The 14957-nt window shown below is 70.5% G+C and carries 13 protein-coding genes and 1 tRNA gene; 6 read left to right on the top strand and 8 right to left on the bottom strand.

Annotated features, from left to right (window positions below; all coding sequences use genetic code 11):
- Nucleotides 1–22 precede the first annotated feature (22 nt).
- The 3 genes from gndA to AB6V29_RS16160 all read left to right on the top strand — a co-directional run bounded on the left by gndA (nt 23) and on the right by AB6V29_RS16160 (nt 4179).
- The gene (gndA, locus tag AB6V29_RS16170; protein ID WP_307317580.1) at nt 23–1618 is read left to right on the top strand and encodes an NADP-dependent phosphogluconate dehydrogenase; all 1596 of its coding nucleotides are present in this window, start codon (nt 23–25) and stop codon (nt 1616–1618) included.
- Nucleotides 1619–1840: 222 nt separating this feature from the next.
- A complete protein-coding gene (locus AB6V29_RS16165) occupies nt 1841–2575 on the top strand; it encodes a response regulator transcription factor (protein WP_056228637.1) in 735 nt (244 codons plus the stop codon).
- Nucleotides 2576–2730: 155 nt separating this feature from the next.
- Nucleotides 2731–4179 carry a cell wall metabolism sensor histidine kinase WalK gene (locus AB6V29_RS16160; protein WP_267787496.1) on the top strand — a complete coding sequence of 483 codons (1449 nt, stop codon included), beginning with the start codon at nt 2731–2733 and terminating at the stop codon, nt 4177–4179.
- An 18-nt stretch (nt 4180–4197) separates the two neighbouring features.
- Here AB6V29_RS16160 and AB6V29_RS16155 read toward each other — a convergent pair whose 3' ends face one another.
- From AB6V29_RS16155 to AB6V29_RS16125, 7 genes are all read right to left on the bottom strand, one after another.
- Entirely contained in the window at nt 4198–5163 is a 966-nt protein-coding gene (locus AB6V29_RS16155; RefSeq protein WP_369359891.1) for a S41 family peptidase, read from the bottom strand.
- A 115-nt stretch (nt 5164–5278) separates the two neighbouring features.
- Entirely contained in the window at nt 5279–6832 is a 1554-nt protein-coding gene (locus AB6V29_RS16150; RefSeq protein ID WP_369359889.1) for an FAD-dependent oxidoreductase, read from the bottom strand.
- Nucleotides 6833–6859: 27 nt separating this feature from the next.
- Complete coding sequence (locus AB6V29_RS16145; RefSeq protein WP_267787499.1) at nt 6860–7738, bottom strand: FAD:protein FMN transferase; 879 nt, start codon at nt 7736–7738, stop codon at nt 6860–6862.
- 5 nt (nt 7739–7743) lie between these two features.
- Entirely contained in the window at nt 7744–8235 is a 492-nt protein-coding gene (locus AB6V29_RS16140) for a hypothetical protein (RefSeq protein WP_210074079.1), read from the bottom strand.
- Between the two features lie 408 nt (nt 8236–8643).
- On the bottom strand, nt 8644–9678 hold the full coding sequence (locus tag AB6V29_RS16135; RefSeq protein WP_210074077.1) for a ribose-phosphate diphosphokinase: 1035 nt from the start codon (nt 9676–9678) through the stop codon (nt 8644–8646).
- Nucleotides 9668–11116, bottom strand: a complete 1449-nt coding sequence (gene glmU / locus AB6V29_RS16130) for a bifunctional UDP-N-acetylglucosamine diphosphorylase/glucosamine-1-phosphate N-acetyltransferase GlmU (protein ID WP_369359887.1) — start codon at nt 11114–11116, stop codon at nt 9668–9670. Before glmU ends, AB6V29_RS16135 begins: the two co-directional genes overlap by 11 nt.
- Before the next feature lies 1 nt (nt 11117).
- Nucleotides 11118–11189 (bottom strand) — tRNA-Gln (locus tag AB6V29_RS16125).
- 102 nt (nt 11190–11291) lie between these two features.
- Here AB6V29_RS16125 and AB6V29_RS16120 point away from each other — a divergent pair.
- Both AB6V29_RS16120 and AB6V29_RS16115 read left to right on the top strand, forming a co-directional pair.
- Nucleotides 11292–11789 carry a MarR family transcriptional regulator gene (locus AB6V29_RS16120; RefSeq protein WP_324289902.1) on the top strand — a complete coding sequence of 166 codons (498 nt, stop codon included), beginning with the start codon at nt 11292–11294 and terminating at the stop codon, nt 11787–11789.
- A complete protein-coding gene (locus AB6V29_RS16115) occupies nt 11786–12298 on the top strand; it encodes a hypothetical protein (protein WP_267787501.1) in 513 nt (170 codons plus the stop codon). The genes AB6V29_RS16120 and AB6V29_RS16115 overlap by 4 nt, the downstream gene beginning before the upstream one ends.
- Nucleotides 12299–12396: 98 nt before the next feature.
- On the opposite strand, the gene AB6V29_RS16110 is transcribed toward AB6V29_RS16115, so the two are convergent.
- Nucleotides 12397–13128, bottom strand: coding sequence for a hypothetical protein (locus AB6V29_RS16110; RefSeq protein WP_369359884.1), 732 nt, complete (start codon nt 13126–13128; stop codon nt 12397–12399).
- 154 nt (nt 13129–13282) lie between these two features.
- Here AB6V29_RS16110 and AB6V29_RS16105 point away from each other — a divergent pair, with 154 nt between their 5' ends.
- Nucleotides 13283–14953 (top strand): PHP domain-containing protein, encoded by a 1671-nt coding sequence (locus AB6V29_RS16105; RefSeq protein WP_267787503.1) that lies wholly within the window; start codon nt 13283–13285, stop codon nt 14951–14953.
- The last annotated feature ends 4 nt before the right edge of the window (nt 14954–14957 follow it).

Here is a 14957-nt window from a genome sequence, read left to right as displayed (position 1 = left end):
CGCACCTGAAGACGGAGCACCCATGACGTCCCACGCCTCCCCGACCGGCCCCTCGACCGACCAGGACCAGTCCCCGCATCAGGCCGCACAGGTGCACGAGGGTGCGCCCGGCATCGAAGAGGTGGACCGTCCCACCGCCGACGCCGACTCACGCCCCCAGGGCGAGGGCGACGGCCGCGCCAACATCGGCGTCGTCGGCTTGGCCGTGATGGGCTCGAACCTCGCCCGCAACCTCGCCAGCCGCGAGGGCAACACGGTCGCCATCTTCAACCGCAGCAAGGACAAGACCGAGCACGTTCTCGAGCAGCACCCCGAGGCCAACTTCGTCGCCTCGTTCTCGTACGAGGACTTCGCCGCGTCGCTGGCGAAGCCGCGTACCGCGATCATCATGGTCAAGGCCGGCCGTCCCACCGACTTCGTCATCGACGAGCTGGTGAAGGTCTTCGAACCGGGCGACATCATCGTCGACGGCGGCAACGCGCTGTTCACCGACACCATCCGCCGTGAGAAGGCCGTGCGCGACACCGGCATCAACTTCGTCGGCATGGGCGTCTCGGGCGGCGAAGAGGGTGCCCTGCGCGGCCCCTCGATCATGCCCGGCGGTTCCGACGAGGCCTGGGCCACGCTGGGCCCGATCCTAAAGTCGATCGCCGCGGTCGCCGAGGGCGAGCCCTGCGTGACGCACGTCGGCCACGATGGCGCCGGTCACTTCGTGAAGATGGTGCACAACGGCATCGAGTACGCCGACATGCAGCTGATCGCCGAGGCCTACGACCTCATCCGCCGCGCCACGGGCAAGAGCCCGGCCGAGATCGCGGACGTGTTCGCCGAGTGGAACCGGGGCGAACTGGAGTCGTACCTCATCGAGATCACCGCCGAGGTGCTGCGCCAGACCGACGCCGACACGGGCAAGCCCCTCGTCGACGTCATCCTCGACCAGGCCGGCGCCAAGGGCACCGGCGCGTGGACCGTGCAGACGGCCCTCGACCTGGGCGTCCCCGTTTCGGGCATCGCCGAGGCCACGTTCGCCCGGTCGCTGTCGAGCCACCCCGAGCAGCGCGAGGTCTCGCGCGAGCTCCCCGGCCCCTCGGGCACCGACGTGCTCTCGGGCGAAGATGCCGACGCCTTCATCGAGCAGGTGCGACTCGCGCTCTACGCCTCGAAGATCGTGGCCTACTCGCAGGGCTTCGACGAGATCCGCGCCGGTGCCGCCCAGTACGACTGGAGCATCGACCTGGGCGCGGTGTCGAAGATCTGGCGCGGCGGGTGCATCATTCGTGCGCAGTTCCTCAACCGCATCGCCGAGGCCTACGACGCCGAAGCCACCCTCCCCGTGCTGCTGACCGCCCCGTACTTCGTCGAGGCCCTCGGCCGGGCGCAGGACGCATGGCGCCACATCGTGTCGTTGTCGGCGGCGAGCGGCATCCCCGCCCCCGCGTTCAGCTCGTCGCTCGCGTACTACGACGGCCTGCGCGCGGAGCGCCTGCCCGCCGCCCTGATCCAGGGCCAGCGCGACTTCTTCGGTGCACACACCTACCGTCGCATCGACAAGGAGGGCACCTTCCACACCCTGTGGTCGGGCGACCGCACCGAGATCGAAGCCGAAGACACCCACTGAGAGCTGTCTTGACGAGGCGGCGGCGAGCATGGCTCGTCGCCGCCTCGTGCGTTTAAGGCCGCCAAGGCGCGTCGCGGACGTCCGCGACGTCGTCGCGAACAACCCCGGGTGCCGCGGTCGGGGTCGGCACGGGCTCGTTCTCAGCCGTCGGATCTCCCGTTCCCAGGATTCCCATAAGGCTCGCCATAGAAAGCTCATAGATACGAGAGCACAATGAGTTCTATGACCGCGACCGCCGCCGCCCCCACCTTCACCCGCCCCGACGGGAGCGCCCTGCGCGTCCTCGTCGTCGACGACGAGCAGATGCTCACCGACCTGCTGTCGATGGCCCTGCGAATGGAGGGCTGGGACGTGAAGACCGCCGGATCGGGCTTCGACGCCCTGCAGTCCGCGCGCGACTTCGAGCCGGATGCCATGGTGCTCGACATCATGATGCCCGACCTCGACGGCATGGCGGTGCTGCAGCGCCTGCGTCACTCGGGCAACGACGTGCCCGTGCTGTTCCTGACGGCGAAGGACGCCGTGGCCGACCGCGTCGCGGGTCTCACGGCCGGTGGCGACGACTACGTCACCAAGCCCTTCAGCCTCGAAGAGGTCGTGGCGCGCCTGCGAGGCCTCATGCGTCGCGCCGGCACCGCCCTCACGCGCGACTCCGAGCCGATCCTGCGCGTCGGCGACCTCTCGCTGAACGAGGACAGCCACGAGGTCATCCGCGGCGGCAAGGAGATCGAGCTGACCGCGACCGAGTTCGAGCTCCTGCGCTTCCTCATGCGCAACCAGCGTCGCGTGGTGTCGAAGGCGCAGATCCTCGACCGCGTCTGGAACTACGACTTCGGCGGTCGCTCCAGCGTCGTCGAGCTCTACATCTCGTACCTGCGCAAGAAGATCGACGCCGGAAACGACCCGCTCATCCACACCGTGCGCGGTGTCGGGTACATGATCAAAGCGCCTCAGTGAGTATTCCGCCGAGACCAGCGCCCCCCGCTCCCCCGTCCGAGGTCTGGGAGACCGACCACCCCGCAGTCGCCGACACCGGCACACCGGAGCCGAGGCCGAAGCGGGAGCCCCTGTCGACGCGGCTCCGCCGCCCGTGGACGCTGCAGGCGCGTCTGATGACGGCCGTCATCGGCATGGTCGCGTTCATCCTCGTGATGATCGGCATCTCGACCAGTGCGATCCTCAGCCAGGTTCTCTACGTGAACCTCGGCGCCCAGGTGGACGAAGCGGCTGCCTCCATACAGCCGCGGGCGGCGTTCCAGAGCTCGGCGGAGCAGGTCCTGGAGTCGGGGTTCTTCGACTCCGGCACGCTGCTCGTGATGAACTCGCGCGGTGCCGGGATCACCGGAGCTGTCGTCGGCGACAACGGCGTGCGCGCGCTCACGACCGACGACCTCGGTCGCATCGCCGACAGCCTCCAGGCTGCCGCATCCGACCCCACCGCTCAGACGGTCGATCTGCCGAATCTCGGCGAGTACCTCGTCCGAGCGTTCCCGACACCCGGAAGCGACAGCGTCTTCCTCGTGGGTCTCCCCCTGTCGAGCGTGACCAGCACGATCGGTGCCATCCTCACCACCGTCGCGCTCGTCACCACCGGAGGCCTGCTGCTGCTCGCCGTGATCATCGCGATCGTCATCCGTCTGGGGCTGCGCCCCCTGCGCGCGGTCGCCGAGACCGCCACGCGCGTCGCGTCGATCCGCATGGATCAGGGAGACGTGTCGATCACCGAGCGCGTCCCGGCGGACCAGGTCGACGAGCACACCGAGATCGGGCAAGTGGGAACCGCCCTCAACACCCTGCTCGACCGCGTCGACGCCTCGCTCAGCGCGCGCCAGCGCAACGAGGAACTCATGCGCCGGTTCGTGGCCGACGCCAGCCACGAACTGCGGACGCCCCTGGCATCCATTCGCGGTTTCTCTGAGCTGTCGCTGCGCGCCATGCGTCAGGCGCAGGACGACGAGAGTCGCCAACGCATCGCCCTGGCCGTCGAGACCACCGAGCAGTCGCTCGAGCGCATTCAGGCGCAGTCGCTGCGCATGACCACGCTCGTCGAGGACCTGCTTCTTCTCGCGCGCCTCGACGAGGGCCAAGAGCTCGTCTACGGCTCGGTCGATCTCACGCGCCTGGCCGTCGAGGCCGTCGGCGATGCGCGCCCCGCCGGCCCCGACCATTCGTGGACGATCGACGTGCCCGACACCCCCGTCGAACTCGCCGGAGACGCCGCGCGCCTGCACCAGGTGGTGGCGAATCTGCTCGCCAACGCGCGCACGCACACGCCGGCCGGAAGCGTCGTGAACGTCTCCGTCGCCCACGAGGGAGCCGAGGCCGTGTTGCGCGTGCACGACAACGGACCCGGCATCGACCCGTCGGTCGCCTCCCAGTTGTTCGAGCGATTCGCTCGCGCCGACCGTTCCCGCGACCGCAAGACCGGCGGCACGGGCCTCGGCCTCTCAATCGCCCGCGCGATCGTCGACGCCCACCGCGGCACCATCAACGTGAAGAGCAGCCCCGGTGACACGACGTTCGAGGTGCGCCTCCCCGCGAAGCCCGCGGATCCGGTCTGAGATTTCGGATGCCGGCGGTCAGGCGCAGCGGGACCTGACCGCCGTCCGCGCGGCCTCGAGGTCGGGGCCGGGAGCCGCCTCGATGTCGGGGGCGAGGGGACCGTCGTAGACCCGACCGGTGCGATCGACGTCGTAGCTGGTGGTGAGGATGAGGCGGGCGCCGTCGCTGAGTTCTCGGACCTGGTTACCGGTCGTCATTCCCGCCGTCGGTTTGCCGACCCGTAGGGCATCGGCCTGACCGGCGAAGGCGATGGCCACGATCTCGGCGGCGCTGTTCGTCATCCCCGACGTAAGCAGCGCCACTGGGGCGTCGACGGTGAATCCCCCGGGAGACGAGGTGTCGTCTCCCCCGGGCGTCGAGACGACACCGCCGTCGGCCACACGTGCCCACTGCACCTGCCCGTCTCGCTCGAGTCCGACGACGTCTCCGTCGTCGAGCAGCGGCGCGACCACAGCGAGCATGGGCCACGCATTGCCCCCACCGTTCGTGCGCAGGTCGACGATCCAGCCGCAGGTCGTCGCCGCGGCGGCGGCCCGCATCGCCTGCAGTCCCGCTGCCTCGTACCGTTCGATCGCTTCGGGCTCCTCCCCCTGGAACCCGGGCAGCGACAGGATGCTGATGCCGTCCCGCGTCGAGGCCGTCGGCACGGGAAAGGACGCCGCCGGCGCGTTCTGCGCCGAAATGGAGGCGACATCCGCGGGCGTCTGCAGCCACGAGTGCACCCCGCCCGCCACCACCACCACCAACTCGCCCAGCCCCCGGTGGGTCTCGGCTATCGTCGTCTTCGCCTTCAGCTCGGGTTCGACTCGAGACACGGCATCCCGGAACTCGTCCGTGTCGGCGTGGATGCCGTCGCGCATCTCGGCGATCGCTGCCTCGACGTAGCCTGCGACCTCGTCTCCCCCGCTGTCGGCCGAGCAGCCGCTGAGCACGAGAGTCACGGCGAGGAGGGCGAGGAAAGCCTGAGAACACTTCCGCCCCACCGCGTTCGCACCTCGTCCGCGAGAGTGGCCGACCGGCCTCCGAGGGTCGGCGGGAACAAAACCGGGGGTCATCCCCCCACCCTTCCCGCTCGGGCCCTCCTCCGCCACCCTCGATTCAGTACCCGGCGAACGCGTCCGTGGTCAGCGACTTCGCCTTCGCGAGCGCGGGGGCGAGGGCCGAGATGAGCCGCGGCGGGCCCGAGACGTACGCCGCTCGCTGCGCGATATCGGGAACGGAGCGCAGCAGCGCCTCGGCATCCACGCGATCGGGTCCCGCCCACACCCAGCCCGCGGGGAGGTCGAGCGGCGCGTCGCGCGAGAACACCACCACCGGGATGCCGCTGGCGGAGATCTCGTCGCGGAAGGCGAGTTCGGATGCCTCCGACACCACGTAGACGAGAACGACGTCGCGGTCCTGATTCGTCGCCACGAGGTGACGCAGCTGCGAGACGAACGGGGTCACACCGATGCCGGCGGCGACCAGGAGCACCGGGGAGGTCGGGCGCGAGGGCAGCACGAAGTCGCCCCAGACGCCGGTGACGGCGAGGGTCGAGCCCGGCTCGACCGCCGCCAGCGCTCGCTTGTACGACGACTGCGAGCCGTCCTTGAACGCGATGCGCACCTCGGGCAGGTCCTCCGGCGCCGAGACGATCGAGAACTCCCGCCGCGTGCCGCGGGCATCGGGGCGGCGGTGCGGCACGTCGAGCTCGAGGTACTGCCCGGGGTGGAACGAGAAGGGGCGGGCGGCATGGAACGACAGCTCGCGCACCGTGGGCGTCACATCGCGGCGGCGCTCGACCCGCAGACGGACGGCCGCGCGCAGGCAGAACAGGAACGCGAGCAGGTTGCCGATGAGCAGGGCGCGCTCCTGGCCGAGCGTGATCTCGCCCAGCGGCAGCGGCCAACCCGCGAGGACGCCGACGAGGATCGCGACCAGGTACTGCTGGACGCGACGCGGAGGAAGGGTCAGCGGCTCGGACAGCATGAACGCCCCGAGGAAGAGGAAGGGCGACGAGAACGCCACCTGCAGCAGCACGCTCGGCACGTCGACCGGGAAGCCCGCGGCTTGGAACTGCACGCTCGTGCGGAAGAAGGCGACGGCCATGGCGACCACCCAGAAGACCACGACGATCGGCAGCTTGTCGGTGCGCAACAGCAGCAGAACGCCCAGCACCAGCACCGGACCCGCGAGCCACGGCGAGCCGACCCACCAGGCCGAGGAACCGAGATCGGGCGCCCAGATGCTCACGATCGTCAACACCGCCGCCCCCGTGGCCGCGGGGTTGAAGATGTGCCGGCCCCGCCACGCGAGCAGGTACTTCGACGCGGATGCCACCACCCCGGCGAGAGCGAGACCGGCCAGACCCAACGGCTCGATCGAGGGGCGCAGGACGAACAGCAGGATTGCGGCCGTGATCAGCGAGGATTCCACACGATGTGGCATCCGGAGCGCACTCTGCGCCACGACATCGGTGAGGGCACACGCGGCGGCGAGCACCACGGCGCTCGAGACGATCGCCAGCGGCTGCGGCACGACCAGCCCGGCGAACGCCAGGACGAGCGAGATCACGGCGAGAAGGCCGAGCGACGCCATGACGAGCCGGTACATCGAGACGCGTCCGATGAGTCCGAGGACCCGGGTCGAACCGGCGGCGAGCGTGGTGCTCATGAGAGGGAACCCTTCGAAAGATGGGAGTCAGGAGAAGATCTCGCCCGAGAAGCCGGGCGACCATTCGACACGGCCGTCGGTGCGCATGCGCACCCAGTTCGCGTTCCAGGATGCCGCAAGCTCCGGGCCGCCGTCGAAGAACAGCGCCGTGGCCAGGGCGTCGGCGCGCATGGCCGTGTCGGCCAGAGCCCACGTCGCGGCGTACGCGCGGACGGGGGCGCCGGTGCGGGCGTCGAGCACATGATGAAGCCCGTCTCCCCACGCGCGGCGGTTGATCGCCGAGGCGCAGAGGGCCCCGTCGGTCACGGTGACGACGCCGATCGCGCGCGTGGCGTCGAACGGGTGCTCGAGCCCGACGCGCAGCGGGGTCCCGCGAACGGCGAGATCTCCCGAGGCGTCGACGACGAGGTCGCCCTCGACGAACGTGCTCAGCGTGTCGAGCGCGAGGTCGACCAGCCGTCCTTTGCCGAGCGCCCCGACGTCGATGGTCGCGGGAGTCGCGACGCTCACGCGGTCGGCGTCCCAGGTGAGGACGTCGCGCCAGGACGGCGCCGGTTGCGGGTCTCCCCACGCAGCCAGGGTCAGCCGTGCGTCGTAGCCCAGGCGCGCGAGCGCCTCGCCGACGAGGGGGTTCACCGCGCCGGAGGTCGCCGCGTCGAGCTCTCGGTAGAGCGAGAACATGGCATCCGCGTCCTCCGGGGCGGGAACGGATGCCGTGCGCCCCTCGGCGAGCGAGGATACGAGCGAATCGTCGCGAAATCGCGACCACTCCCGATCGAAGCGCTCGATGACCGACGACACCGCGTCGCGGGCGATCGAGGAGAGCGGATCCGCCGTCTCGATCGCCCACGACGTGCCGATCGCGTCGAAGGTCCAGGTCGAACCCGTCGCAATCGGAGTGCTCATGGCTGTCAGGCCTGGGCCTCGGACTTGATCGTGTCGACGGCCTTGTTGAAACCGCCGCTCGTGAGCGAGGAGCCCGCGACCTTGCTGACCGAGATCTCGTCGAGCTTCTTGCCCACGACTTCGCTCTGGATGCCGCCGATGAACTCGCCCTGGTAGCGCTTGGACTCCGCGGCCTGTGGATCGCCCGTGACCGTGACCGCGGTGACCGTGTCGCCGGCGATCGTGAGCGTGACGTCGATGGTCTCGACGCTTTCGGGGGTGGCGTACTGGCCCGTGGCCTCGTACTCGCCGTCCTTGTAGGAGCCAGAGCCGGTGGATCCGGCTGCGGCACCCGAGGTGGTGGGAGCCGAGCTCGCGGCGGGGGCCGCGGTTTCGGCGGGGGCGGCGTCGCCGGTCGTGGTGCCGCCCGCGCACCCGGCGAGGGTGGCGATGCCGGCGACACCCAGCAGAGCGGTGCCGATGCGGACGGGACGGGGTACGGCTGTGGTGCGGATCATGAGGGTCCTCCTTCGGTCGTGCCTCGCGGCGCGTACGTGCTCACGGTAGGGACACGACCTTGCCCGCTCACCGGTTCATTCTTTTGTGCAAGCTATGTGTGGTGGGCGGTTGGGGCGAGATGGCAATGGGGGGCCGCCCGGGCCGCCGAGCGGAGTTCGCGGTTGACACGCCGTGCTCACGACACCCGAAACCGGCGTGTCGAACCCCGACTCCGCACGACGGCCCGGCCGCGGCCGCGCGAGCGGGCCGGCAGCCGCCCGTACCCTCCGTCGGAGGTCTTCGGCGACACGCCGTGCCGCGGCATCCCGGAGCGGCGTGTGCCACGCGACTCCGCAGGACGGCCCGGCACGAGAACGACTCAGCCACCTCCCCGAGGGGAGGTGGCTGAGTATCGAAGCAGCGAACGCCTACGCGTCGCCGCCGAACATGCTCGTGACCGAGCCGTCCTCGAAGACCTCGTGGATCGCGCGAGCCAGCAACGGCGCGATCGGCAGCACGGTGAGGCGCTCGAACCGGCGTTCGGCCTCGATCGGGATGGTGTCGGTGACCACGACCTGGTCGATCGCCGCGTCCTGCAAGCGCTCGATTGCCGGGTCGCTGAAGATCGCGTGCGTCGCGGCGACGATGACCTTGCGGGCGCCCGCGGCCTTGAGAGCCTGCGCGGCCTTCTGGATCGTGCCGCCGGTGTCAATCATGTCGTCGACGAGCAGGCAGGTGCGCCCGTTCACATCTCCGACGATCTCGTGCACCGAGACCTGGTTGGCGACCTTGGGATCACGACGCTTGTGGATGATCGCGAGCGGGGCCCCCAGGCTGTCGGACCAGGTGTCGGCGACGCGGACGCGACCCATGTCGGGCGAGACGACCGTGAGGGTCTCTCGGTCTTCGGCCGACAGGCCCTGCTCGAAGTGCTCGAGCAGCACGGGCTTGGCGAAGAGATGATCGACCGGGCCGTCGAAGAAGCCCTGGATCTGTGCCGCGTGCAGGTCGACGCTCATGATGCGGTCGGCGCCGGCGGTCTTGAGCAGGTCGGCGACGAGGCGGGCGCTGATCGGCTCGCGGCCGCGGCCCTTCTTGTCCTGACGCGAGTAGGGGAAGTACGGAGCGACGACCGTGACGCGCTTGGCCGAGGCGCGCTTGAGGGCGTCGAGCATGATGAGCAGCTCCATCAGCCACTCGTTGACCGGAGGACCGAAGGACTGGATGACGAAGACGTCGCAGCCGCGGATCGATACCTCGAACCGGGTGTAGATCTCGCCCGACGCGAAGGTGCGGTGCTCAGTCGGGGCGAGCTCGGTACCCAGGTGCTGCGTGACCTGTGCCGCGAGATCGGGGTGCGAACGACCCGAGGCGACGACGAGCCGCTTCTTGGTCTTGGCGACGAGCCCGGGGGCGATGCCGTTGTCGCGGTCGAGGTCTACACGATTCTTCTTACGAGCCATCGGCCGCTTCCTGTTCAGCCCGAGCCCGCGCGGCCACGTCGGCCGCTCTGGTGCCCGGTCGGTTCTTCTCGACCCACCCCTCGACGTTGCGCTGGGGTGCCACGCTGAGCGCCAACGCACCGGCCGGGACATCCTTGCGGATCACCGCTCCGGCGCCCGTTTTGGCACCCGCTCCAATCGTAACCGGCGCGACGAAGACGTTGTGCGACCCGCTGTGCACCTCGTCGCCGATCACCGTGCGGTGCTTGGCGACGTCGTCGTAGTTGGCGGTGATGGCGCCGGCGCCGAGGTTGACCCCGCGGCCGATCTCCGTGTCGCCGATGTACGAGAGGTGCGGCACCTTGCTGCCCTCGCCGATCGAGGAGTTCTTCACCTCGACGAAGGTGCCGACCTTGGCGTTCACGCCCACCCGGGCGTTCGCGCGGAGGTAGGCGAACGGGCCGACGGTCGCCCCGGCCTCGACGACGGCGAGGGTGCCGTCGGTGCGGGTGATCGTGGCGTCCTCTCCCACCTCGCAGTCGACCAGGCTCGTGTCGGGGCCGATCGTGGCGCCCGAGGCGATGACGGTCGCCCCGCGCACATGAGTGTTGGGGAGGATCGTGACGTCGGGAGCCAGGGTGGCGGTCACGTCGATCCAGGTCGTGGCGGGATCGACGACGGTGACGCCCTCGAGCTGCCAGCGACGCACCGTGCGGGCGTTGAGCGTGCGCCCGGCCTCGGACAGCTGCACGCGATCGTTGACTCCGAGGGCGGCCGAGGCGTCGGAGGTGACGGAAGCGGCGACCCCCAGCTGCGCGTCGCGCAGCAGGCCGACCACGTCGGTGAGGTACTTCTCGCCCTGCGCGTTGGCGGTACCCACCTGCGCGAGCTGGGCGCGAAGCGGCGCCGCCTGGAAGACGTACACCCCGACGTTGATCTCGGTGACCGCGGCCTCCTCGGCCGAGGCGTCTTTCTGCTCGACGATCCGACGCACGCCGTCGGCCTCGTCGCGCAGGATCCGGCCGTAGCCGAACGGCTGGTCGACGCGAGCGCTGAGCAGGGTGACGGCGGCGCCGCCCGTGCGGTGCGTCGCGAGCAGCTCGGTCAGCGTTCCGGTCTCGAGCAGCGGCACGTCGGCGCTGAGCACGAGGACATCGCCCTCGAATCCGTCGAGCGCGTCGAGGGCGACCTCCACCGCACGACCGGTACCGGGCACCTCGTCCTGGTCGACGATCACGACGCCGGGCGCGAGCTCCGACACGGTCTCGGCGACGAGCTCTCGCTCGTGACGCACGACCACGACGATGCGCGCCGGGTCGAGGGAGGCCGCGGTGTCGAGCACGTGACCGACCAGCGGGCGACCGCCGACGGGGTGCAGCACCTTGGGGGTGCGGGAGCGCATGCGCGTCCCCTGACCCGCGGCGAGGACGACGACAGCCAGCTCGGTCGGTGATGTCATGCTCCGCCGCCAGGATTCGAACCTAGACCTAACAGCTCCAAAGGCTGTCGTGCTGCCGTTACACCACGGCGGACCGTGCCCGCGGGCACCGGTCAAGTCTGCCAGACCCGAGCGCCGCGCGTTCCGACTTGCGGCGCGCGACGACGGTGGACCGCGCACTCGACATAATGAGACCGTGAGCCGGGACAGCGACGAAGTCGACCGCATCGTCGATGCGTGGATGCGGCAGCGCCCCGATCTCGACTTCTCGCCGCTCGAGGTGCTCTCGCGTGTCGCCCGCCTCTCACGGCACCTCGACATCGCCCGCAAGGAGGCGTTCCGCCGCAGCGACATCGAGTCGTGGGAGTGGGACGTGCTCTCGGCTCTGCGCCGCGCGGGCGAGCCCTACCAGCTGAGCCCCAAGCAGCTTCTTCAGCAGACGCTGGTGTCGAGCGGAACGATGACGAACCGCATCGATCGGCTGGTCGCTCGCCGTTTCGTGCGCCGGGAGGCCGACCCCGGGGACGGACGGAGCATCCTGGTGACTCTGACCGATGACGGACGAATACGAGTGGATGCCGCGATCACCCGCCTCGTCGATGCCGAGGCCCTGCTGCTCGAGAGCCTCTCCCGCGGCGACCGCGACCGCCTCGCGACCCTCCTGCGCAAGTTGAGCCTGGGGTTCGACGCGTGAGCGCTCCGATCGGGTCCCCCTCGCGTTGGGCCCGTGTGAGGGGGTGGTTCGGCGTTCGTTTCCGCTCCCCCGCCGCCATCTACGGCCTCATCGTGTTCGCGGCCTTCGTCTCGATCGCCGACGATCACGCCGAGGACGTGTGGGAGGTCCTCGCGAGCGCGTCGGTGTCGCTCGTGGTGTTCTTCATCGCGCACGTCTTCGCCCACACCCTGACCGAACACGCCGACCACGGCCTGCGTCTGGCCACGCGTGAGGGGATGCGCCACGGAGCCGGGATGCTGTACGCCTCGGTTCCTTCGATCCTCGTGCTGGTGTGGGCCGGCCTCACCGGCGTCTCGGTGGACGATGCGTTCGAGGCCTGCATGTGGGCGACCTTCGCGGTGCTCGCGCTGCTGGGGTACGGCGCGTACGCGAGGCGGAAGGCCCGGATCGCGGTGCGTTTGCTGGGAGCGTTCGCGACCGCCTGCCTCGGCGTGTTCATCATCGCGCTCGAGTACGCCATCCACTGACGGCATCCCTCGTCGACATCTCGTCGCGGGCGACACGAGCGCCTTCCGCTGACGCCGACCGTCTCATCGCTCTCGCAACGACGCGGTGGGAAGGGCCATCAGTCCCGAGCGACCGCCCGGCGACGGGCGCGGCTGCGCAGGACGAAGCCGGCGACGACGGCAAGGAGGGCCCCGAGTCCCGCAACGCCCGCGACCTGCGCCCCCGTGACGGCGAGGTCCGCCCCGCCCGCGGCGACGGGAACCGCGGCCGTCGAGACCGAGGGGCGCGGAGTGGCGGCGGCCGCCGGGTCGGGGCCGACCGACGCCGAGGTGCTCGGCGACGGAGCGGCGGTCGTCGGGGCCGTCGTCGGAGTCGGAGCGGACTGGCCCGGGACCGACCAGCCCGTTGCGGTGAGGGTCACGGGCAGACTGGCCGCCGAGGTGATCGATGAGGGCACGCCCGACGACAGCGCGAGGCACTCGAGGCTGAGGGTCGCCGCCGTCGTTCCCGCCGGGACCACGGCACGGAACGACGACCCCATGGGGACACTCACGGCCGCTCCCCCGTCCACGGGCACGGTCGCCGACACCACCACGGTGCTGCCGCCCGCCGAAACGGTCAGGCGCGCCCCGTCGCGTGTGCCGGCCGGGCAGCCGTCGGCGAAGTCCGCGGTGGCGAACGACGGGTATGCGGCGGCGTCGCCCGAGAAGACGGCCGCACCGTCGGCATCCCGCAGCACGAGGGGGCTCGCCGCGGAAGCGGCCAGGGAGCTGAGCGGAACGATACCCGCGACGAGGACCACGGCGGCGGCGATGGGGAGAAGGCGGGTGGGCACGGGCGTGGACGACATGGCTGCTCTCGATCGGGTGGTGAGGACGAACGGACTGTGCCCCACGGTTCGGTCCGCCCGGTGAACGGATGATGACGCCAACATCACCCGCAGGCCACCCGCTATTCACCCGCGGCCCCTACGTTCCCGGCGACCCCTCTCACGAAAGTGACCAATGCCCACTCACACCCCTTCCGGCTTCTCCCGCCGCGCCTTCCTCGCCGCCGCGGCGGCGGCCGTCACGACCGCGTCCGCCGCGTCGTCCTTCGGTCCCGCCGCCGCCGCGACAGCTGCGGCGGCGACCGCCGCGCCCGCCGCCGTCACCGACCCGAAGACCCTGCGCTGGCTGGTCTTCGACCACCACGTGCACTCGGTGTACTCGCACGACGCGAAGTACGCGATGACGACGATCCTCGACCAGGCGCAGCGTTTCGGGGTGGATGCCATCGCCTTCACAGAGCACAGCAACGTCGGTCACGCCAACGTCGGAGGCGTCTTCAACGCCGCCCGGGAGATCGAGGCGGCACGCACGGCGCGCCCGGACCTGCTCGTGTTCCAGGGGCTCGAGTGGTACATCCCGGCCGCGGAGCACGGCACTGTTCTCGTCGCACCCGGCCCCCGGGTCACCGAGGTGCTGCGACGCTTCGAGCTCGACTACGACGGCAAGCTGAACAAGTGGGAGAAGCCGCGGCCGAACACGAGCGACGCCGCGGACTGGCTGCAGCACGCGGTCGACGGCATCTCGTGGCTCGGTCAGCAGCGCACCGCGGGGGCGATCGCCGACGTGCTGGTGCTCGCCAACCATCCCAGCCGTCTGGGGATCGACTCCCCCGGCGAACTGCGCGCGTGGCAGGATGCCGACCCCGACATCTTCGTCGGATTCGAGGGTGCACCGGGAGCGCAGGCCTCGGGCCTCGCGGCCAACACCACCGACCGTTCGCAGCGCGGGGAGTACGAGAACTCGCGCAGCGACTACTCGTACCCCGGGTTCCCCAGCGAGGCCTACCGGGCGCACGGCGGCTTCGACTGGATGACGGCCGTCGTCGGCGGAATGTGGGACGCACTGCTGAGCGAGGGACGCCGCTGGTGGATCACCACGAACAGCGACCTGCACCTGAAGAACTTCGACAACACCCGCGTGGGCGATTTTCCCACCGGTTCGGGCTGGGACAACGGCGCGACGCTGGCGAACTTCAACCGCGCCGGCCGCCGCCCCGATCCCGTGTCGACGGCGGCACCGCAGGGCGGCAGCGACCTCTGGCCGGGCGAGTTCAGCCGCACCCACGTGGGCGCCACCGCGAAGACGCACACGGCCGTCCTCGACGCGGTGCGAGCGGGGCGCATGTGGGTCGACCACGGCCACCTCGTCGCCGGGCTCGGGGTCACCCTCCGCGCGGTCGACGACACCGCGAACACCGCCACCCTCGGCGGAACCCTGCGCGTGCCGACGGGGACGAAGATCGAGATCGTGATCGACGTCGAGCCGACCACGCAGCGCAACTCCGCCGGCATCCTGCCCCGTCTGGCCCACCTCGATGTGATCCGCGGGGAGATCACCGGCGCGGTGACCGACCGCGACACCATGATCGCTCCCCGCACCCGCGTCGTCGAGCTGCGCGACGTGAGCGACCGCAGCGGCTCGCCCTTCCAGATCGTGATCCCGGTGGGCACGGCCGACGTCGACGGCTACGTGCGCGTGCGCGGCTCCGACGGCAAGGTCCACGGCACCGGCCCCCGCGGCGCCGAGGTCGACCCGCGCGCTCCTCAGCCGCACGCGGCGGGGCAGGGAAACCCCTGGCTCGACACGTGGCTCTACACGAACCCGATCTTCGTCTCGGTGCACTGACCCG

This window comes from Microbacterium sp. 20-116, assembly GCF_041079415.1.
Classification (GTDB): Bacteria; Actinomycetota; Actinomycetes; order Actinomycetales; family Microbacteriaceae; genus Microbacterium.
Note: the sequence above shows the minus strand (reverse complement) of the source record. Positions and strands in the feature narration are given on the sequence as shown.